Genomic DNA, 21,457 nt, shown 5'->3' with positions numbered 1-21,457 from the left:
TATATGAATGAGGGTCGTCCGATTACTGTACGACGAGGGTCTCGAGAACGAGTTCCTGAATCATCCCTTTCGATCTGAGTTTAACACGTTCGTTGAGATCCTCTCTCACATGAAGGAGCCCGCTTGCTCCCTGGATCTGAGCCAGCGTAACGGTCCTCAGATATGCGAGGATATCCTGTCGGGCCTCAGCTGCGACAAGATCGGGATTGAACTCAAAGCCAGCTTTGTAGACGACGGACGCCTCGAGGCGGATCCAATCCGTTTCGGAAGCAGCAAGATTGGCGACAACGGGGGCCAGCTTCTTAACGGTGATATCGCCAGAGTACGGACTTTTCTCCCCCACTTGCCCAACCTGCGATGAGTATTTCTCCTCGATCCTCTTTTCGATATTCGTAACGATAGACAACCCAAAGCCGCCGCCCACGAGAGCAGACAGAAGCGTCAGCAGAGCAAGCGTCAGAAGGAGGCTTTTGATGCCTTCCTTTTCTGACGTCTGACGAGATGGTGGAGGCAACGCGAGGTTCTCTGCCATGGGATATTCCTATCGACCTGCTCAGAACGGAACCACGGCATCATAGATCTGCTGTCCGTAGGCAGGCTGTTGCACTTCCATGATCCGTCCACGGCCGCCGTACGAAACACGCGCCTCGGCAATCTTGTCGTAACTGATTGTATTTCTCGGCGAGATATCGCGCGGGCGAACGATACCAGCGATGTTCAATATTCGCACCTCATAGTTGACCCGGACCTCCTGGGAGCCGCTGATGATGACGTTTCCGTTGGGGAGGACCTCCGTCACAATGGCGGCAACGGAGAGGCGCAGCTTCTCGGAGCGGTCGATCGTACCCTGCCCCTTTGACGACGAGGAAGAATCCAGCCCCACATCGCCCTTTCCGTCGGCTTGCCAGCCCTTGAAGGCAAATCCATAGCTAAGTCCGGCGTCGATCGACGATGAACGGGATCGGTCGCTTGCATTGTCGAACTGGGCCTTATCGTCGATCTGGATATTGACCGTGACAATATCGCCGACCTGCCGTGCGCGGGGACTGGTGAACAGATCGGCGCTAATGTTGCTCCAGGTGGAGTTGGGCGCCGCACTGGCCGTGCTCCTGAACACTCCGGGAAGCGGCTCCCGCTCCACCGCTATGCCTGCTCCGACAGGCGACATCGTCGGCTCTCGACCGAGGTCCTCGGGACGGGTTGCACAAGCTGCGAGAAGGCAGAGGCTGCCAATAGCAATGACAAATCTCAATCTTTCCTCCCGTTGCTCGCAACTCGTTTAGGAGCGTCTGTGATGATATTGGCCAGCTGAGCTGCACGCGCCGGCTCCATTTCATTCAGAATGGCGCTTGCCGTTCGAGGGTTGAGCCGGGCGACGACCGCCGCCGCAATCTCTTCTTCCATGTTGATCAATTGCAGCGCGGCCGCATCCGGTCGCATGCGTGAATAGATTGCCACGACCGTTTCGTCGGCCCTCTTCAGAACCTCATTGCGGCGGCGAAGCCACTCCTCGTATTCGGCACGTTTGGCCTCAAGGATTTTGAGCCTTCCCTCAATTTCCTTCTCCATACTGGCGAGTTCCGCTTTCTGGAGAGCAAAGCGAGCATCTGCAGCTGCATCGGCAATATTTGCGCAATAGTTGTTGCTCTTGACATCGGCCGTCTTTTCCTCGGCAAAGGCAAATCCGGGCGTGCCAGACGCGACCATCGCTCCAACTGCGAGCACCTGTGCCATTGTCAAAGCTTTGTGCTTCATCATTGGACCACCAGTTCTGCTTGGAGGGCTCCTGCGGTCTTTACCGCCTGCAATATCGCGATGACATCGGAAGGTTTAAGTCCCATCTGATTCAGGCCTTTGACCAAAGTTTGCAGATCGGAACCTCTGACGATCGCAAGCGGCACCCGCTCCTCTGCAGCAGAGATCTGTGTTCGCGGCACAACCACCGTCTGACCGAATGATAAGGGATCAGGCTGGGAAACCTCCGGCATCTCCGTGACGCGGATCGTCAGGGCACCGTGAGTAATGGCAACGGTTGAAATCTGCACATTCTTGCCGATAACGACCGTTCCGGTCCTCTGATCCACCACGATACGGGCCGGCGTGTCCGGCTGGATCTCGATATCACCCAGTTCGGCGATGAATCGGGTTGCCGCGATATTCTTCGGCCTCTGAAGAACGACGGTGCGAAAATCCTTCGGAGCAGCGACGCGAATCCCGAACCGGTGCTGCGCATATTGATTGATCGCGTCAGTGACCAGAGTGGCCGTCTTGTAATCCGGGTTCTTGAGCTCGAAGGCGAGCGTCCCGACGGCATCGAACCCTCCCCAGACCTCTCGTTCAACCAGGGCGCCGTTCGCGATACGGCCGGACGTCGCAACGCCGGACGTCAGCGTTTCCGCCTGTCCTTGCGCCGAAAAGCCAGATACCACGATGGCGCCCTGAGCCACGGCATAGATCTGACCGTCGCCCCCCTGAAGGGCCGTCAACATCAGAGTGCCACCCTTCAGGGACGATGCATCGCCCATGGAGGTGACTGTTACGTCTATCCGCGATCCAGGCCCTACGAAGGGGGGAAGATCAGCCGTTACGATAACCGCCGCAACGTTTCTGGTTCTCAGATTGACGTCTCTGACATTCACCCCCATGCGGTCCAACATCGACTGCAGAGCTTGCTCGGTAAACTGGGAGTTACGAAGCGTATCGCCCGTGCCCTGGAGTCCCATGACCAGGCCATAGCCGATCAGCTGATTGTCACGGACGCCCTGGACATTGGCTACGTCCTTGATGCGCGTGGCCGCCGCGGCCTGGGATGCAACGAGAATGCCCAGAACAAGCAGAATAGCTCGGATAATCATTGGATGCCGATCCTGATCCTGCCGTCGGATTGAACGCGTCCCGTAATGATCCGGCCACTATCGACGTTCTTCACCTGAATCGTCTCACCCAAGGTGCCCGACTGCAATGGAATCCCAATGCCGATGATCGACAAGCCACCCTCTTCGAACAAGATGGCCGTCTGAACTCCGCGCGTGACGAGTTTCGGATCGTCAACGGCATTCATGGGAATCGGCTCTCCCGGCAGCAATGTCCGGCGGGCCATTTTACCGGCCAGGACGCGCGGCGACTCCACGACGGCCGTCCGGAAACGGTAGTTCTCAGGGAACGCCCTGTCCTTGAGCATCGATTCGCTGATCGTGTCGCCAGGATAGATCGTGACGGCCGGAACTGGGAGCACGCGCTCCTCGCCGAGTGCTGGTTGAATTATGATGGCAACCGTAGCCGCAAATGCTGCGAAGCGAAGTAAACGTCTCATAAGATCACCCGGCATCAGTTCGCTCAGCGAATACCCTTCGAGACTGTCCCAGCCATGTCATCCGCTGCCTGAATGACCTTGGAGTTCATCTCGAATGCACGCTGAGCCGTGATGAGGTTGGTAATTTCCTTGATGGCGTCGACGTTCGAAGCCTCAAGATAGCCTTGATGAATTTTGCCGTAGCCGGGATCAGACGGGACTCCAACTGTAGGCGCTCCGGATGCAATCGTTTCCCGGTAATAATTACCTCCGAGAGGCTCGAGGCCTGCATCATTGGTGAAGTTCGCAAGCGTCAACTGTCCGATGTTCTGTGGGTTTGTTTGCCCGTCGATCTTGGCGAAGACCTCACCCGACTCGTTGATCGTCACGTCGATGGCGTTCTGAGGAACGATGATCGGCGGATTGAGCGTGTAACCGTCAAGCGTGACAAGCTGGCCGTTGGCATCCTTGTTGAAGGCGCCAGCCCGCGTATAGACGGTTTCGCCATTGGGCGAATCCACCTGGAACCAACCCCTTCCATTCAAGGCAAGGTCGAACTGGTTCGACGTATTCGTGAGAGACCCTTGCCTGTGCAGATTGCGAATTGCCGCGGCACGCACACCGAGGCCTAGCATTGCACCCTCTGGGACCGGGCTCGCCCCTGTCTGCGTCGGGACTGCCTGCGCGCGCTCGGCTTGATACAGCAGGTCCGTGAATTCGGCGCGGGCGGTCTTGAACGCCGTCGTGTTCACGTTCGAGATGTTGTTCGCGATGACCTCGACGTTGAGCTGCTGAGCATTCATGCCCGTCGCAGCAATGGCAAGCGCTCTCATTGTCATCTCCTTAGATCGCCATCCGGGCGATTTCTTGATAGGCCGCGACAACCTTGTCGCGGATCGCGATTGCCGTCTGGAGTGTCTGCTCGGCAGCCATCACGGCTTCCGCCACCTGCTGCACCGAAGCCTTGCCCTGGATACCCGAAATGGAAGACGCCTCGCCCGATTTCAAAGTATCGATTGCCGTTGAGGCGACCTGAGCCATGGTGTCAAGAAAGCTGACCTGCCCGACCCCGCTCGAAGGTGCGGTGGCAACCGGCCTGACGGTAGCCGTCGATACGGAGCTTACCGCGGATGAATGATCGATCAGGGACGTGATCGAGGATGCTGCACTGATCATATCAGCCTCTCATTAGGTCGATGGTTGCGGAAATCATCGCACGGGCCTGCTTCATCATTTGCAGGTTAGCCTGGTACGACCGGTTGGCTTCGCGCATGTCGGCCATCTCGATCAGCATGTTGACGTTTGGCTTTTTCACCATTCCGTTTGCATCCGCAGCAGGATTGCCGGGATCGTACTCGACCGGGAATGGCGTATCGTCTCTTCCGACGTCCTTCACGGAAACGGATGAAGCCCCTAACGCCCGGTCGAGTGCCGATTTGAATGTAATCGTCTTTCGAGCGTAGGGGTCGGATCCGGGCGTACGTCCCGTGGACTGGGCGTTCGCAACGTTTTCGGAAATCACGCGCAGACGCGCCGATTGCGCCTCAAGCCCCGCGCTGGAAAGTTTCGTAGATGCGACAAGAGGATCAATCGTCATCAAGTTCTCACCGTCGACAGCAGCATCCGATGGAATGCTTTGATAATACTGGTGTTCAAAGAGTGCTGCCGATCGACTTCCCCGGCCTTGATCAACTCTTGCTCCATGCTGACGGAGTTGCGTGAGTAGACGGTATCCCAGGTATCGGCCTTCTTTACCTTCATGGCGTCCGGTCGGGACGCATCGAAGCCAATATGCCCGTTGTTCGTCGCAGCCATAGCCAATTTGGTTTTGTCCAGAATATCGACAAAGGGCTCGACGTCCCTCGCGCGATAGCCCGGTGTGTTCGCGTTCGCGATGTTTCCTGAGATCGTGGTCTGCCGCGCTGCGAGCCATTGCGCCTGCCGCGATGCCAGATCGAACAGATAGACAGGTGACGTCACGGAGATCTCCAAGCCATCAGGGTAAATGTGCATTTACCCAAGCAACCTTGCATGGGGCTGACTTGTTGCCCGTGCCCAGACGCTCCGATGGCCCCTTATGTCCTCAGTGGGCATCTCGCAGCCGTCTCTCATGTCCGCAAAAGGGAACAACGCTTTGACGATATAGCGTTATAAAGACCGCATCTGGTGATGAATGGAATTTCAGTACGGAACAGCTCTGAGCGATCCTCATCGCCAAGTCTTAGGACCGCCGGGACCGCGGATCGGGGCCAAGCAGATTTCGATGTTCAGCTACGCTTATCAGGGTCTTGAAGAAGCGCCTGGAGACGGTTACGAGCACAAGTGTATCGTGAGTATCGGCATCAAACTGTCTGGCGGCTCGGGGGCATATGGCAGACGATCGCTTCCGCTTTGGGGTTCGCTCGAGGCGCGCCTTGCCCTTCCCTTGGCAGAAATAGGAGAGTAAGCCCAATGTCGAGCGGGGCGGTCGTATATGTGGTGGACGATGACGTTGGAGTGCGCAAAGCGCTCTCCTTCCTGCTGGTATCCGCCGGTCTTAACGTTCGCTTGTACGAGTCGGCCAACTCTTTCCTCAGGGAAGTCCCTGATCCGGGCCGCTGTTGCATCGTTACAGATGTCCGCATGCCTGGGATCGACGGTCTGGAGTTCATCCGGCGCCTTAATGAGAGAGGTTTCAACGTGCCCATCATCGTCATGACAGGGCATGCCGACATCCCACTTGCGGTTGAGGCCATGAAGGCTGGAGCCATCGACTTTCTCGAGAAACCTTTCCGTGAAGACCGCTTCCTGGAGGTCGTTCGGTTTGCACTTGTGTGTGACGAAAAGAGCGTCCGGAGAAGCCAGGAATTGCTCAAGACCCAAGCCCGACTTCAGTCCCTTTCTCAGCGCGAGCGTCAGGTTCTGGACTGCTTGGTGGAAGGAAAGGCGAACAAGGCCATCGCCCATGAGCTCAACATCAGCATCCGGACCGTCGAGATTCACCGCTCGAATGTCATGGCCAAGATGGAGGCACGAAGCCTTTCCGAGTTGATCCGAATGGCCCTCTTCGTCGAGGCCGTCACCATCAACTAATGTCATTCTTTAGAAGAACGTAAGCCTCTGACGCGCTGCCTGTTGCATGGCACCTTGTTGACCGAACCCGTAGCCTCCAGAGCAGCCTTGATCGCAAAGCGTACCCAATGCCCTCTCCCATTATCTTTCTTCCGATCCAAAGCAGCCAGCGCGACGGAGAGGCACACGACGCGGAAACGAACCAGTATATCATCTCGAACAATAATCGATGGTCTCGCGCCGTCTTGAATTTCGATGGCGTAGAGGCGGACACATGGTGCGAAGTCGACTTTCGGCTGGCCTGGCACCCCCAGGAAGAGAACTCTGCCGCCCACGATTTCGCTGTCGTCGGCCTCGACTTTCTAACGGAAGACGGGTCGAGCATCGACTTTGCGTATGTTCCGGGGCTGGCCAGAACCCAAGTCGATCCTCACAGCTGGTATGTCGGTATTGCCGGGTACTACGACCGAAACGTGACGTCTTGCAGGATATCCTTCGGATTTTTTGTTCCCTCGCCGACAAGGAGGCTGACGGTCAGCATTCGCAGTTGGCGAAACTCCCACCCCTTTACGATCAGTGAACCGAGGCTGCTTCAGGGCAAGGCTCCGAGAACCGCGGGAGAAGCATCTCTCGAAGGGATTGAACAAGCGAGCGGTATCGGCGCGATCCGGCCCCTGAACCCTCGCCGGACATGGCGCGTTCTCGACTCTGCACCGACCTGGCTCAGATTTGCAGTACTCCCAGGGCGCTGCCTGTTGATCCGCGGGCAGATCATCAATGAAAGCCTTGCCCCCGAGGGGGTGCTGGCTCGCATCGTCTATCGCAATGCAAAGGGAGAAGAGCTGCCTCCCCCCTATCCGGAACTACCAGTTGCTCCGGAAGTCGGTGCCTTCGTCGATATTCCAGTGCACCGGCAGGCGCGGCGCTTCACGCTGGACCTTACCCCACCGGCAGAGGCCACGCGGGTCGAGATCGGCTTTCGAACATGGCACGCCGAAACGCGGGTCGAACTGGTCACTCCTCTCGAAGTTTCACTCGAAGACGATCTGACTTTGGAGGCGAACTCGGGCGACGACCAATCGAGTGCTCCAGCTTTCTTCAAGCGGATCATGGAGAAGCTCGGCAGCACCACGTCGTTAGGCAGGCAAATGCGTGACGGCGCTCAGCTGGGCGGGCTCACGACTGCAGAGTCCCTGGCAACCGCATTCACTTTCCATGACAAACTCGCTGCGGTGCAACACGGCAAGAAAGCTGCCATCACGGAAAACGGCCTCGCACTCGGCAGCTTTCCGTCTTGGCCTCTTCCCGACGAGCCGCAATGGTCGGAAGATCCTTTTCAATCCCCCGCTTGGCGGATCGAGTTCCATTCTCTCACATGGCTTCGCAAGCTGTCCGAGAATAGAGCCTCTACAGGACTCGCACGTGCCATCGATCTGGCGGCATCCTGGTCGCGCACCAACCCTTGGGGTCATCCGAGCGATCCGATCAGTGCGCATCCTCAAGCCTTATCGGCTCGCGCCGAAACATTGCTTTTCCTCCTCTCGTCGATTGCCAACGCGCCGCAATCGACAACCGCCGGAAACCATCTGACCGTTCTTGCCGAAACCGTGCGCCATGCAGTCGCTTTGGCAGAGGTCCTTGGTCAGAATGTCTTTTCGCATTCCACCGTTCATCTTCGTGCCGCATGTGCTCTTCTGGCCTTGTCGCGTGCTTTCTCGCGCCTACCGCTCGCAGGGTACTGGAACTCGCTCGCCCTGGTCCATCTCAGTGATGGCTTCAAACAGTTAATCGATGAGAATGGCACTTTCACTGAGCAGTCCCCTCACTTCCAACTCGAGCTGGTCTCTTTGGGTCTCATTCTGGCCCGCCATCTTGGAGAGGTGCCTGAGGCACGTGATTTTCGCCATGATCTGACCGATCGACTTCGGAAAGGCCTTCAAACATTGGTGGCCGTGACGGACCCGTCGGGTTCTCTGCCTCCCTTCGGAGATGCACCTCACGGCTTCCATCATGCGTCCTGGTTACGACGCCTTCTTTCAGGTTACGGCACCAGCCTGCTCTCGGATCCCGCACTCGCGACCGAGCTTTCCTATCCGATCGGGAAAAAGGTTTTCGCCTCCACGCAAGACGGCCTGATCGCTGCACGGCATTATGACCATGACGCTCGGTGGAGCTACTTCTGCACCTCTTTAGCCGGCCGCTTCACTGAACGCGGCCATCATGACTGCACGTCGTTCGTCTACTCGACAGGCGGGTCACCTTGGATCGTCGACCCCCGTGGTTCCACACTTCACGAAACTGGCACCCCGCGTCAGTACCTCACTGCATCAAGAGCTCATAACGTTGCCCTTCCCGATGGACGAGAGCAACTTGCCGGGCTTGCCTGGATCGAAGCCGTTGAGGAACTTGACGGCGCAAGCATCTTCCATCTCCGCAGCACGGTGTACGGACCGCTCTATGAGCATCATCGCGTCTTCATCACTCTGGACAGGCTCGATGCAATCGCGGTCCTCGATCACTTTGCGGTGCAGTCGGGTCCGATCTCGTTCGAGGGACTTCTCCATTTCGATCCTGCTATCGTCGTGGCCATTGCGAATGCAGGAATGGGGGCTGCCTACCGGAAGAACGAGAAGCTCAGAATCATTCCCTATCGGAGAACGGGCCAGTTCAGCGGCATAGGGATTGAAATCGGGCGCAACGACGTGCCGGCATTGGCTCAAGGATTTGTGGCTCGCCCCTCGGGCGGCTTACAGCCCGCCAATGTTTTTCGCTACAGATTTTCCGGCCAGGGCACCGTTTGCGGCGGCGTTCTCCTCACGACCAGCGATCAGGCCGCGGATAGTCTCTCAAGATTGCTGGAAACGGACAGAATCAAGACCCTTCTCGCTCACCTTCCAGGCGAAAGCGCCTGACGAACAAAATGCAAACTTGCAAATTGTGGACGCCCAATCGGATCGGGCATCCATCATCTAGAGCATCGTGCGGACCCAGCGGGCCGCGCTACAGCGTCGGGCGTGAAATCGAACTCACGTCCGACGCTATAAGTCTATGGTCTTGAGCATCTTTTCACGCAAAACCGGTTCCCACTTTTGCGTCCGATGCTCTAGCGAAAAGTGGATCCGGTATTCGCTGACGCGGCCCTTTGGGTCCACTCCGAACGATGCGCCATTCAAGGCGTGGAGCATCGACGCGGGAAGCGGAAACCGGTTTCGCGTGAAGAGAGGCTTGACACCATAGACTAACAGCATCGGATGTGGGTTCGGTGTCACGCCCGATGCTGGAGGTGTCACTCACCCGAACAAAGCGTCGATTGCGTCCTGCGAAGTGATCCCCTTGTCAGTAGCCAAGGCCGGTCCATTCAACAGGGCGTCATCACCGTCGCGTGCCTGTTCCAAAGTTTCAACATCCTTGAAGCTTTCGAGGCCTCCCCAGATTTCAATCATCTCGTGAACGCGCTCTTCCACGAATTTCATGGCACCGACGACCTTGCCGATTCGCTGGCCGGTAATGTCCTGGAAGTTGCAGGCCTCGAAGATGCTGATGACCTGATCGGAAATCTCGCGGGCGATCTCCTGATCACCACCTGACAAACGAGCCGCGAGATTACCCGATAACTCGTCGATCCGCTCCGCGGCAGCAAGGATCGCGTTGGTCGCGGTCTCTGTGCCAAGTACGATGGCTCCGAGCTCGTCCGTGACCCGGTTGATCTCCTGGCCCTGAGAACCGGCATAGCGGAGCGTTGCGATCTCCCGCTTCGTGCGCTCGATCGCCTCGTAGATCGAATCCAGTTCGACCTTGAGGCGCATCGCCTCCTGCATGTCCCTCCGATGCTCCTCAACAAGAGATGCGGACAGCTCCCGGGCCGGAACAATCGCCTCCTTTATGGATCCAAGCAGGTCCATAATCTCGGCATGACGATCGAGAGCTTCCTCATCCGGGGGAGCAGAGGTCATGTTTGCCTCAATGCGATAGCTCTTACGTGGGTTCATGATGCGTATCACATCTCATTATGCGCCAATGACGGCGCTAATTTTCGAACGAAGCGTCTCGGCGTTAAAAGGCTTAACGATATAGTTGTTAACTCCCGCCTTTTTGGCTGCAACCACGTTCTCGGTCTTTGCCTCGGCCGTCACCATAATGAAAGGCAGCGCATTCAACTCCGCATCGGCTCTCACCTGCTGAAGAAGCTCATATCCGGTCATCGGTGCCATGTTCCAATCGGAGATCACAAGACCGTACTTCTTGGCCTTAAGCTTCTCAAATGCAGCCTGTCCATCCGAAGCATCGTCGACATCTGTAAAGCCAATCTGCTTCAGCAGATTGCGGAGAATGCGCACCATGGTCTGATAATCGTCAACGACGAGGACAGGGGTTGAAAGGTCTAAGCTCACAGTAGCGTATCCTATCTGGTTATATGAATGAGAATGGTCCGAGCGTAGCTCTCTATGCGGCCTCGCGCTCAGCCTCAAAGGACAGAATTGCATCGACGTCAAGAACGATCATCAACATGTCTTTAAGCTGATGAACGCCTTGAGACAGTTTCACCCAGCGCCGGTCCATATGAACCGGATTCGGCTGAATCTCATCCTGGTTCAACTTAAGGACTTCCCCGACTTCGTCGACGAGCAAGCCATAGGCTTCACCTTGATATTCGAGCCCTACCGCCATGCGACGCCCTGCCCCGCCCTCCTCCTGGAGGCCGAGGCGGCTGCGCAAGGACACGGCGGTAACGACACGTCCGCGCAGATTGAGAAGCCCTGCGATCTCCGCCTGTGCCAGCGGGACTTTGGTCATTTCGCTGACAACAAAAACATCGTGAACGCGGCTAATGGGGAGGCCAAGCAACTGCCCCATGACGGTGACTGTGATGAACTCCGCCTCTCGGGAGAAATTCCTCGGTGCATTCGGGGCGACCGTATTCATGGCTATGCAGCCTCCTCAAGAGATTGACCCAACTCCGCGAGCGCAGAGAGCAATCCGCGGCGGTCCACCTTCGACACGACATCCGTGATCTTGAACCGGCGAGCCAAGGCGATGAGTTGGGGATCTGGCCGTAACGTCATGCCAATGATGGGCGTCGAGCGATACTGGTCGTCGGCTCTCAGGGTGGCGATGAATGCAAAGCTGGAATGCCCGGGCAGCTCGAGATCCGCAACGATGAAGTCGGGCTGCATACCGCTTGCAAGCATGCGCGCAGCCTCCTGAGCCGTCGCTGCTGTCTGAACGCGATACCCCGATGCCCTGAGAACCGGAACGAGCATATCCCTGAAGAAGTTCGAGCCGTCGACCAGCAGCAACGAGTTCGCGCTTTTGCTCTTTTGCCCGGAGCGCGACCAAGTCTCAAGAACAAGAGGGAGATAATGCGCAATGTTGACGATCTCCGTTGTCCGTCCCCTCACGACTGCAGATCCAACAAGGTCGGATCGCTCGGCGAGGAGTTCGACTTCCAGCTTGTCCTCGACGATATCGACAATTTCCGCGACAGCCAGCCCCATGGAAATCTCCCCGTCGGAAAACACGAGGAGGGACTGCGTTCCCTGCTTTTTGATCTCAAGCTGATCATCACACGATACGATCGGCATGAGGCGCCCACGGTATTGCACAACCGGCCGGCCGCTCGCCCATTCGATCGTTGAGGCATCGATTTCCTCAAGGCGCGTTACAAGCGACAAAGGCACTGCCTTCAGGCTTTCCCCTCCACCGCGGAAGACGAGCAGGCTCGTCGTTTCCACCACGGCGACAACCGTTTGATCGATGGTGGCATCCATTTGGAATTCGTCGCTCTGCGCTCCCGATCCAACCATACGGGCAAGACCGTTTGGATCTACGATCAACACGACAGCCCCATCACCCAGGATCGTATTTCCCGAGAAGAGTTGAATATGCCGCAGCTTGGAAGACATCGGCTTGACGACAATCTCCTCGGTATGGAAGACACCGTCGACAAGAATACCGAAGCGCTGTTGCGCAACCTGCGTGACGACCACGAAGCCGGTATCGACCTCCTCGTCGTTTGATAGAAGCATGATCTTTGACAGAGGAACGATCGGCAGCAGACGCTCCCGCAGCCTCAGGATCGGCGTACCATTGATCCGCTCGATCGAGTGCTCGGATGCGGGAGAGACCCGAACGAGTTCCGAGACCGCAAGCTGCGGAATGGCAAACCGCTGATCTTTGGAGGACACGATCAGTGCAGCCACGATCGCGAGCGTGAGGGGGATCTTGATGGTAAACGTCGTTCCGCGTCCCTGCTCCGATCTGATATCGACAGCTCCGCCGATCAATTCGATGTTGGTTTTCACCACATCCATGCCGACACCGCGCCCGGACACGGACGTGACCGCAGCAGCTGTCGAGAAGCCGGGGTGGAAAATGAACTTCGCCACTTGGGCGTCGCTCAGCCGCTCCAATTCCGATTCGCTCACGATCCCTCTCTCGAGGGCCTTTCTACGAATGGCGGCGTGATTCAAACCTTTGCCATCGTCGGCGATCTCGATCGTGATCGATCCCCCCTCGTGATAGGCGTTCAGCCGGATGATGCCCTTCTCCGGCTTTCCGGCCGCACGACGCTCGGCAGGACTCTCGATCCCGTGATCCGCCGAATTGCGGACCATATGGGTCAGGGGGTCCCGGATGACCTCCAGGACCTGACGGTCGAGCTCGGTATCGGCTCCCTGCATGATCAGCTCGATCTGCTTGGACAATTCGTTCGAGAGGTCGCGCACGACACGCGGCAGCTTCTGCCAGGCATTGCCAATAGGCTGCATGCGCGTCTTCATCACACCGTCCTGCAACTCGGCCGTCACCTGGGACAGCCTCTGCAGCGGCACCTTGTAGCCGTGATCTTCGGAACTACGCCGCGCAATTTCCAGCAATTGGTTGCGCGTCAATACCAGCTCGGACACCATTGTCATCAGGTGTTCGAGCGTATCGACGTTCACGCGGATCGTCTGAACTTTTCCGGCAATGCCTTCCCCTGCCTCGCCCTGCTCCGCGGTCTCGGCGTCGTTCTTGGAGGTTTTCTTCGGCGCAGTCGCCTTAGGGGGCAATTGAGCAGGTGGCTTGGCTAAAACCGCCAGTTCAGGTCCTGGAGCCTCTTGGAAAGCCCGTTCCAGCTCGTCCAGGGAAACCTCGCCCGGCTTCAATGCCCTTTCCAACACCTGATAGACGAGCGTTCCGGAAGCGCCCCCCGTGTCGGGACCCGGCGCCTCCTGGAAAGCGCGTTCCAGCTCATCGAGCGAGACCTCGCCAGGCTTCAGTTCGCGCTCCAGTACCTGATAGACCGCTGTTCCCACAGTTTCTTTCGTGGCCTGCGAAGCGGCCGACTCCAGAACGGTATCCGGCGCATTCGCCATGCGGTCGAGCGTTGCTATCAGATCATCGTCCGTCCCCTGCGGCTCTATGCCATGGCGCCCCAGTTCACCAAGAATGTCCTTGATGCGATCGAGGGTCTTCAGGATCAGCGACACCGCGTTTGTCGTGACGGGCATACCATCGCGGAACTTACCCATGAGCGTCTCTGCCGCATGGGCCAAAGCCTCGAGTCGGGGCAGCCCTAGGAAGCCGCAGGTACCCTTGATGGTATGGACCAGTCGAAAGATATTGCTGAGGATGGCCTGATTGTTGGGATCCTGCTCGAAACGGACCATCTCCACATCGACCGTTTCGAGGTGTTCGTTGGTCTCCGTCAGGAACTCAAGGAGAAGGTCGTCCATCACCGTGTCTCATCTCGGTTAGAGTAATTGGTGCCGCGTGTTCGCATGAGGCTTGGGTTAGGTGGCTTCGATATCGGGTATCGGGGCGAGAGCTTTCTCTTCACGCTGCGAAGATCTGCTTGCGGCAATCTCTCGTCGTGAAGCGGCAGATCCTCGATCATCGATGCTTCGCCATGTCGAGACATCGCTCAGAGCCTCCTGCGAAGGAGCAGCAGCGACAAGAGTGCAGGCAGCCGGGGCAGCGATCGTGGGCGTCCCCAGGAAGCGGGAAATCGGGCGAGACATGGACAGAAAACTTGACGTTCCGAATAGCTTTTCTGACCTTACCCAGTCTATCTTGCGTCAAGCTGGCTTACCGAAGCCTCGTTATCACCGTGCGAGTATTGCCAGTCGCTCGCGCATCTTGCGAAAATGTGGCGCCGGCTTTCGCTAGAGCATCGTGCGAAGAAGTGGGAACCGGTTCTTCGCGAAAAACGATGCTTCGCCAAAGAGAAAGAGCAAGCATTCTGATCCCGTCAGAATGCAACTTGCTCTAGCGCGGCCCGCCGGGTCCGCGTGATGCGCTAACCTTCAACGCGAAAAGCCGGGTCCGCGTGAACCCGGCTCGCCCATTCGTCAATTTCAAAAACCGGGACTACGGGCGGAAGCGCTGTTCCTTGCGGCAGCTCGTATTTTTACGAGACCGGACCCGTATAGGAATAGCCGATATAGCGCTTTGCGTCGATCGGGTCGTATCCCAGACGCTGCCGCAGCTTCTTGCGGAGCTTGCTGATATGCCCCTCGACGACGCTGTCCTCGACATCGTCGCTATAAAGACCATAGACCGCGTCGAAGATCTGCTTTTTCGTCAGGCGATGACCCTTCTTGCGAACCAGGTACTCAAGGATATGACGCTCACGGCGAGGCAATGCGAGCGGAATTCCATCGATCTCGGGATCGCGTCCGTCGAAGAAAACCTTGAGACGATCCTTATCGTTCTGGTTCGACCTTCCAAGGCCCGCATTGACCCGTCGCCACACGGCCTCTGAACGGGCCAGGATTTCACGCACGTGAACCGGCTTGCGGACGACATCGTCGAATTTGGCCGTAAAGAGCTCCAGCGTCTCCTCGAGGGAGCGAACGTCGCTCAATGCGATAATGGGAGCTTTGGAGTGGCGCCGGATGCTCTCTGCGAAAGTGGCGCGCTGCTCGAAGGTACCGAGAACGAAGCCCTGAATTGCTTCCATGTCGGTATCGGACGCCGTTTCCAACCACTCGCTGAATTCGCTCGAGTACAAGCCAATCGAAGAAACACCTTCGCGCTTGAAGCTTGCTACATACCCAGACGTCACAATTTGTCGATCATCGACAACGATATACATGATAGGCCCCCAGCCTGTATTCCGAAATACTTACTCAATACAATGTCAGTCTTGCCGTTTTCTCGCCGCAATCGGCGGATATTTTTGTTCGGCGATTGGAAACTATGCCCATTCGTTTTGACGGGCAATACGTATTGAAACAGAGAGTCAAGACCCGGAAAGTTAATGACTGTTAAGTTTTGGGTTTCCTGCCCAGCCTCGGCTCATGGCTGCTTAACCCGAATCGGGTAAATTGCCGTCTGAAATGCCAACCCACTGAGGCTCAACATTTTCCTTCGCTGAAGAAGCCCCTCACCACCAGGAAAATAATGGCCGGCAATTTTATTTATGTTGTTTCATAACTAAGGATTATGCGAAATAAATCACTACGTAATCCTGCCTATTTGGCCGCTCAAGCGCGCTTGGTTCGCCCTGGCTTGGCGGCGCCCGTTTTGGGCCGATTCGCCCAGCGCCTTTATCCTGCCTCGACCCCAAAAGCCTTTCTGGGCGAGCTGATCATAGCTCGCCAACCTTGCTCCAATCTCGCGCATCCTAGAGCATCGGACGCGGGAAGTGGATTGACCCTTTTGGGTCTCCCTCCGATGCTCCCTTCTTGGAAAAGCGCACCGTTCTCGCGGAAAACCGGGGCCAATTTTCGCTAGCGGGTCCCGGCGGACCGCGCGATGCGCCAGATGCTGGAGAACCGGGCAGGCAACCCCCGCCATAGAGCACACCAAGTTTAAGAGACGTTAATCGCCCCTTTGCGGCACATAGCGCATCGTGTTTGTCCATAAGGACGAACCCATTGAAATTTTCAGTTCCCTTTGATGGCCGAACCGCTCAATGTGTAAAAAGAACAATAACGCTCCTCGGCCGGCCCCATCTATGACCTACCATTCGTCCAAGGGTGGACTCTTCTCAGCCTTTGGTGCTCATCGCGATTCTATCCTCAGCCGATTGGGGATCAGCGCCTCAAGCCCTGAACCAGCTTTTTCCGACATTGCGCAACTGGCCGCACAGATCTGCGGGTGCCCGATGGCAGCCGTCACGTTCATTGGGCAAGAATGTCAATGGTTTAGTGCGGCAACTGGAATCGACCTGCGCGAAATCCCTATCGACGCTTCCATATGCGCCCATGCTCTCCAAGGCACGGACGTGATCAGCGTCGAGGAGATCTCTCAACGTCCTGAGTTCAAGGCCAAGCCTCTCGTCGTAGGCGAACCCCATGCACGCTTCTATGCTGGCGTGCCGCTATGGAGCGACGACGGAATTGCGCTGGGCTCTCTTTGCGTCCTTGACACGGCCTCCCATTCCGGCCCTCTCAGCCGAAAACAGTCAGAAAGTCTTCTCGCGCTGTCTCGGCTGGTGACCCGCGAACTCGCGGCCAAACGGCTTACCTTGCTGAATTCTCAGCACAGGCAGGAACGCCCGGAAAGCCCGGTATCCGGTCACGCTGAGGCTGAGCTCGCAAGCCGTCTGCAGGGGGCCGCCACGGCCGGGTTCGAAGAGGTAAGATATCGTTTGAGGCATCACTCGGGCGGCTACCGATGGGTTTCCTCCCGCGTTCAGCCTTTGCGAAACAGTGAAGGGCATGTCGAGCGGTGGATTGGCACGAGCGTCGATATCAATGCCGTCAGCGAAGTCGAACACGCGCTTTCATCGAGTCAGGAATTCGCCGATCGCCTGCTCGCGAGCTTTGACGGCTGTGCCATGGTCTTCGATCTGGATGGCCGTCTCCTGTTCATGAATGAGCGCGGCCAGAAGGCTATGGAGATTGACGATTTTTCCAGAATCGATGGCTGCCTTTGGCATGATTTCTGGAACGACGCCGCCCAGCGGGATGTGAACGCTGCATTTGAGGCCGTCAGATCCGGGAAAACGGAGCGCTTCCAGGCACAGGATACGCTTCGTTGCGATGCCACGAAGTGGTGGGATGTCACAGTCACCCCCATTCTGAACAGCGACGAAAAGCTCGAGACCTTTCTCGCGATTGCAAGAGATGCCAGCCAGTGCCGGGAAGCCGAGCAGGATCTGCGTCTCGGCAACGACCGTTACCGTGCGCTGCTCGAGGCCAGCACGGCCATCGTGTGGCGTGCGGATGCAAAGGGTGTCCTGCTCGAAAGTCCCGGTTGGCAGGAGTTCACGGGTCAAACTCCGGAGGACTTCAAAAGAAACGGATGGTTGGACGCCGTGCATCCCGACGACCGTGTTCGCGTCACGGAAGCTTGGAGGGATCTCATCCGATCGGAAGAACTCGGGAGGGCCGAGTGTCGCGTTTTGCTTCCCAATGGCGATTACCGATGGGTCCTTGTCACGGGAATACCGCTGGTCGATCTTCATGGGGACGTCCAGCAGTGGATCGGCACGCTGACGGATATCCATGAGCAAAAAGCTGCGGCCGAGCATTTTCGCATGAGCGAGCAGCGATACCGTGCATTGGTCGAAACCAGCGCAGCCATTGTCTGGCGCGCGAACGCACAAGGAATGTACATCGAAGGCTGGGGCTGGCGTGAGTTCTGCGGCCTTGAACCGATGGTAGGAGCCCCGCTCGGTTGGCTGGATCTGATCCATCCCGCTGATCGCGACAAGACGGCTTCCGCATGGCTGGAGGCCGTCATCCGGAAGGAGGCGGCAAGGATTACTCACAGAATGCTGGGCCCGGCCGGCGAATATCGATGGGTGTTCTGTCGCGCCCTTCCACTCTTGGACGAGGCGGGAGACGTTCAGGAGTGGACCGGCACGATTGCCGATATTCATGATCGACGGTCCGCCGAAGAAAAACTGCGGGCGAGCGAGGAGCGTCTGCGCCTGGCTGTGGAAACAACCAGCTTAGGGATTTGGGACTTCGACCTCGTAACCGGCCGACACCAGTGGACGCCGGAGGCTCATCACCTCCTGGGCCTCGATCCGCATACCGGGATTGACACGAATTGCATCCTTAAGTTGGTTCATCCGCATGATTGCGACAGATTTAAGGACATTTTCCATACCGGCGAAACCGATGGAGCCTTGGCATACAGCGATACATTCCGAATTTTCCGCGCCGACAATGGTGAAGAGCGCTGGATTGCAGTGACCGGCCGTACGGTCCTGGACCAGGATGGAAGAGCTGTTCGCAAAATCGGCACGGTTCAAGACATTACGGCGCGCAAACTTGCCGAAATTGCCTTGAAGTCCAGCAAGGACAAGCTGAGCCGCAGTGAAGCTCACCTTCGCTCGATTCTCGAGACGGTTCCCGATGCGATGATCGTCTCCGACGAGATGGGCATCGTCAGATCGTTCAGCGCCACGGCAGAACATATCTTTGGGTATCGGCCCGAAGAAGTGATCGGCACGAATGTCAAATTCCTGATGCCGCGTGTAGCCCGCGAGCACCATGACGACTTCGTTCGTCATCATCGCAGTCCAGAGGAACGCCGTATCGTCACGTCAGGCCGCATCGCGATGGCTCAAAGGAAGAACGGCACCACTTTCCCTATGGAAGTACAGGTTGGTGAGATGGAATGGGAAGGAGAGCGCTACTTCACGGCGTTCGTTCGCGACCTCACGGACCGGCAGAATACCGAATTGCGCATGCGAGAGCTGCAGGCCGAACTCGCCTACATGTCACGGCTCACCGCCATGGGCGAAATGGGATCGACGCTTGCTCACGAAATCAATCAGCCTCTGACCGCGATTACCAGCTATCTCAACGGATGCGGCTTGATCCTTGACCGCATGGAAGGAGAGCATGTGGCAATGCTCAAACTCGCCGTTCATGAGGCCGCCGAAGAGGCTTTGCGTGCCGGCGAGGTCATCCGCCAGTTGCGCGAGTTTGTTGCGCGGGGAGAGACCGAGCACCGGATCGAAGACCTTCAACGCCTCGTCGAAGAGGCCAGTGCCCTCGGACTTGTTGGAGCCAAGGAGAAGGGCATCCAGGTTGAGTTCGATTTTCCTCAGGAAAGCCCGCAGGTCATCGTCAACCGCGTTCAGATCCAGCAGGTTTTGATCAACCTTCTCCGCAATGCGGTCGAAGCCATGCACGATACTCAGAATCCTTTCCTGGCAATCCATGCACGCGTGGTTCAGGATGGGACCCTGGTCCAGGTCAGCGTGAGGGACACAGGCCCCGGCATTCCTCCGGAGGTCCTGAGCAAGCTTTTCACACCGTTCACGACGACGAAGACGAGCGGTATGGGCGTCGGCTTGTCGATCTGCCGGACCATCGTGGAGTCTCATGGGGGAAAGATCTGGGCCGATTCGGACCCGGCTTCAGGAACCACGTTCCACTTCACCGTCAGGAACGTCGATGTCGAAGAAGTCGCATCGCCTGAATCCTGAGAAGCCCATGGAACGGTAGGCCTCGAATAACCCGCTTCCCCCGTAAAGGTATCCGGCATCGCAAGATGTTAGAGTACCGTTTATAGTTGGGTCGGCAGCCTTCGGGCGGGTCTGTTGGAGCCTTCGCATGCCTTGCTATCTCGGTATCGATGTGGGGACCTCGGCGGTCAAAGCGCTCCTCGTCGACGAGGAGCAACGCACCATGGCCGACGCGACGATCCCTCTGGAAACGTCTCGCCCGCAAGATCTCTGGTCCGAGCAGGATCCCGAGACATGGTGGGCCGCCGTTCAGACAGCCGTTGAACGCCTCTGCATTCGGGCTCCAGCCGCCTTTTCCGGGATCGAGGGAATAGGATTGTCAGGACAGATGCATGGCGCCGTGCTGCTCGATGAACGCGGGCAGCCTCTACGGCCAGCCATCCTCTGGAATGACGGCCGGTCCTTTCAGGAGGCGGAGGAGCTTAGGAGGTTCCATCCCGAGCTTTCTCGAACGATGGGCGTCATCCCGATGCCCGGTTTCACGGCTCCGAAGCTGCTCTGGCTCGCCCGGCACGAGCCTGAAACGTTTCGTGCCATGCGAATGGTTCTCTCGCCGAAGGACTTCATCCGCCTGAAGCTGACCGGCGTCTGTATCACCGAGATGTCGGATGCCGCCGGCACGTGGTGGCTCGACGAAGCGGCGCGCGACTGGTCCGACGAGGCGCTCGCGGCAACGGGGCTCGATCGCCTGCGAATGCCCGAGCTGATCGAGGGATCGGCACCGTCTGGCATGGTGCGCCCGGAAATTGCCCGGGCATGGGGGCTGCGGGGCGACGTCACGGTTTCCGGCGGCGCGGGCGATGCGGCGGCCGGAGCGGTCGGCCTGGGAGCAATCGACGATGGATCCGCCTTTATTTCTCTCGGCACATCCGGGCAGCTCTTTGTCACCACGCACCGCTTTAGCCCCGCACCTGAAACCCTGGTCCACTCCTTCTGCCATGCCCTTCCGGGGCGCTGGTTCCAGATGGCGGCCATGCTGAACGGGGCCAGCTGCCTCGCTTGGGCGGCCGGGCTCCTCAAGTCGGAAGTCCCCGGGCTTCTGCGCCAAACCGAAGCCGCCTATCGCGGCCCCTCTCCCCTGATCTTCCTGCCTTATCTGGCCGGTGAGCGGACACCGCATAACAATCCCTACGCGAGGGGCGTCTTTTTCGGGCTCTCTCCCGAGACGCAGCCGGTCGACATGATCCAAGCCGTTCTGGAAGGCGTTGCCTTCAGCTTCGCCGACGCCAAGGCGTGCCTTGTGCAGGCAGGCACGCAACTTTCTTACGCCGGCCTGATCGGCGGCGGATCCCGCAGCGCCTTCTGGGCACAGATTTTTGCCAATGTCCTGAACATTCCGCTCTCCCGGTACGAAGGGAGTGAAACGGGCCCTGCCTTCGGTGCCGCGCGCCTGGCGCGGCTTGCTGCCACCGGAGAGGCTCCGGAAACAGTCTGCTCGGCGCCCGCGGTGATCGAGACGATCGAGCCCCAGCCTCGCCTCGTCGATCGGTATGGTCCGCGCGTCGATGCCTTCCGCCGCCTCTACCGAGCGCTCGAGCCTGAGTTTCGGAATGCGCCGACGGGGTGGTAATTGAAAGTATTTTGAGCAGCCCTAGTCTTTTTTCATCCTGAACGATCAAGTCGCCTCTTGCAAAGCCGAGGACGTCAGGGAGGAAAGAACCGTGGGCCGGGGCTCTGTCGTCGCATCCCCAGATACCACT

The 21,457-nt window shown here is 57.9% G+C and carries 18 protein-coding genes; 4 read left to right on the top strand and 14 right to left on the bottom strand.

Features of this window, described 5'->3' with window-relative positions:
• Positions 1-22: 22 nt before the first annotated feature.
• Genes AB8841_RS13530 through flgB form a run of 9 tightly spaced genes read right to left on the bottom strand, consistent with a single transcriptional unit; the run spans position 23 to position 5,272 of the window.
• Positions 23-532 carry a flagellar basal body-associated FliL family protein gene (locus AB8841_RS13530; protein WP_370436356.1) on the bottom strand — a complete coding sequence of 170 codons (510 nt, stop codon included), beginning with the start codon at positions 530-532 and terminating at the stop codon, positions 23-25.
• A gap of 21 nt (positions 533-553) precedes the next feature.
• Positions 554-1,252: a flagellar basal body L-ring protein FlgH gene (gene flgH, locus AB8841_RS13525; protein ID WP_370436355.1), complete on the bottom strand. Its 699-nt coding sequence runs from the start codon at positions 1,250-1,252 to the stop codon at positions 554-556.
• Entirely contained in the window at positions 1,249-1,758 is a 510-nt protein-coding gene (locus AB8841_RS13520; protein WP_370436354.1) for a MotE family protein, read from the bottom strand. Before AB8841_RS13520 ends, flgH begins: the two co-directional genes overlap by 4 nt.
• Positions 1,755-2,855 (bottom strand): flagellar basal body P-ring protein FlgI, encoded by a 1,101-nt coding sequence (gene flgI, locus AB8841_RS13515; RefSeq protein ID WP_370436353.1) that lies wholly within the window; start codon positions 2,853-2,855, stop codon positions 1,755-1,757. Before flgI ends, AB8841_RS13520 begins: the two co-directional genes overlap by 4 nt.
• Positions 2,852-3,313 carry a flagellar basal body P-ring formation chaperone FlgA gene (flgA, locus tag AB8841_RS13510; protein ID WP_370436352.1) on the bottom strand — a complete coding sequence of 154 codons (462 nt, stop codon included), beginning with the start codon at positions 3,311-3,313 and terminating at the stop codon, positions 2,852-2,854. The genes flgI and flgA overlap by 4 nt, the downstream gene beginning before the upstream one ends.
• A gap of 23 nt (positions 3,314-3,336) precedes the next feature.
• Positions 3,337-4,125, bottom strand: a complete 789-nt coding sequence (gene flgG, locus AB8841_RS13505; protein WP_370436351.1) for a flagellar basal-body rod protein FlgG — start codon at positions 4,123-4,125, stop codon at positions 3,337-3,339.
• A 10-nt stretch (positions 4,126-4,135) separates the two neighbouring features.
• Positions 4,136-4,468: a flagellar hook-basal body complex protein FliE gene (locus tag AB8841_RS13500; protein ID WP_370436350.1), complete on the bottom strand. Its 333-nt coding sequence runs from the start codon at positions 4,466-4,468 to the stop codon at positions 4,136-4,138.
• Between the two features lies 1 nt (position 4,469).
• The gene (gene flgC / locus AB8841_RS13495) at positions 4,470-4,889 is read right to left on the bottom strand and encodes a flagellar basal body rod protein FlgC (RefSeq protein ID WP_370436349.1); all 420 of its coding nucleotides are present in this window, start codon (positions 4,887-4,889) and stop codon (positions 4,470-4,472) included.
• Positions 4,889-5,272 carry a flagellar basal body rod protein FlgB gene (flgB, locus tag AB8841_RS13490; protein ID WP_370436348.1) on the bottom strand — a complete coding sequence of 128 codons (384 nt, stop codon included), beginning with the start codon at positions 5,270-5,272 and terminating at the stop codon, positions 4,889-4,891. Before flgB ends, flgC begins: the two co-directional genes overlap by 1 nt.
• 471 nt (positions 5,273-5,743) lie before the next feature.
• Between flgB and fixJ the strand changes: the two genes are divergently transcribed.
• Together fixJ and AB8841_RS13480 are read left to right on the top strand one after the other, a co-directional pair.
• On the top strand, positions 5,744-6,364 hold the full coding sequence (gene fixJ, locus AB8841_RS13485) for a response regulator FixJ (protein WP_370436347.1): 621 nt from the start codon (positions 5,744-5,746) through the stop codon (positions 6,362-6,364).
• Between the two features lie 107 nt (positions 6,365-6,471).
• Positions 6,472-9,255, top strand: a complete 2,784-nt coding sequence (locus tag AB8841_RS13480; protein ID WP_370436346.1) for a heparinase II/III family protein — start codon at positions 6,472-6,474, stop codon at positions 9,253-9,255.
• Between the two features lie 378 nt (positions 9,256-9,633).
• Here AB8841_RS13480 and AB8841_RS13475 read toward each other — a convergent pair whose 3' ends face one another.
• From AB8841_RS13475 to AB8841_RS13455, 5 genes are all read right to left on the bottom strand, one after another.
• Positions 9,634-10,296, bottom strand: a complete 663-nt coding sequence (locus tag AB8841_RS13475; protein WP_370436345.1) for a protein phosphatase CheZ — start codon at positions 10,294-10,296, stop codon at positions 9,634-9,636.
• A gap of 54 nt (positions 10,297-10,350) precedes the next feature.
• A complete protein-coding gene (locus AB8841_RS13470; protein WP_370436344.1) occupies positions 10,351-10,734 on the bottom strand; it encodes a response regulator in 384 nt (127 codons plus the stop codon).
• Positions 10,735-10,786: 52 nt separating this feature from the next.
• Positions 10,787-11,266 (bottom strand): chemotaxis protein CheW, encoded by a 480-nt coding sequence (locus tag AB8841_RS13465; protein ID WP_370436343.1) that lies wholly within the window; start codon positions 11,264-11,266, stop codon positions 10,787-10,789.
• A 2-nt stretch (positions 11,267-11,268) separates the two neighbouring features.
• A complete protein-coding gene (locus AB8841_RS13460) occupies positions 11,269-14,058 on the bottom strand; it encodes a chemotaxis protein CheW (protein WP_370436342.1) in 2,790 nt (929 codons plus the stop codon).
• Between the two features lie 674 nt (positions 14,059-14,732).
• On the bottom strand, positions 14,733-15,419 hold the full coding sequence (locus tag AB8841_RS13455; protein WP_370436341.1) for a response regulator transcription factor: 687 nt from the start codon (positions 15,417-15,419) through the stop codon (positions 14,733-14,735).
• Positions 15,420-16,283: 864 nt separating this feature from the next.
• Between AB8841_RS13455 and AB8841_RS13450 the strand changes: the two genes are divergently transcribed.
• A complete protein-coding gene (locus AB8841_RS13450; protein WP_370436340.1) occupies positions 16,284-19,718 on the top strand; it encodes a PAS domain S-box protein in 3,435 nt (1,144 codons plus the stop codon).
• Between the two features lie 127 nt (positions 19,719-19,845).
• Positions 19,846-21,327: a xylulokinase gene (gene xylB / locus AB8841_RS13445; RefSeq protein ID WP_370436339.1), complete on the top strand. Its 1,482-nt coding sequence runs from the start codon at positions 19,846-19,848 to the stop codon at positions 21,325-21,327.
• The last annotated feature ends 130 nt before the right edge of the window (positions 21,328-21,457 follow it).

Source organism: Microvirga sp. TS319 (assembly GCF_041276405.1).
GTDB lineage: Bacteria > Pseudomonadota > Alphaproteobacteria > Rhizobiales > Beijerinckiaceae > Microvirga.
The sequence above is the reverse complement of the archived record's forward strand: the minus strand, read 5'-3'. Positions and strand labels throughout refer to the sequence as shown.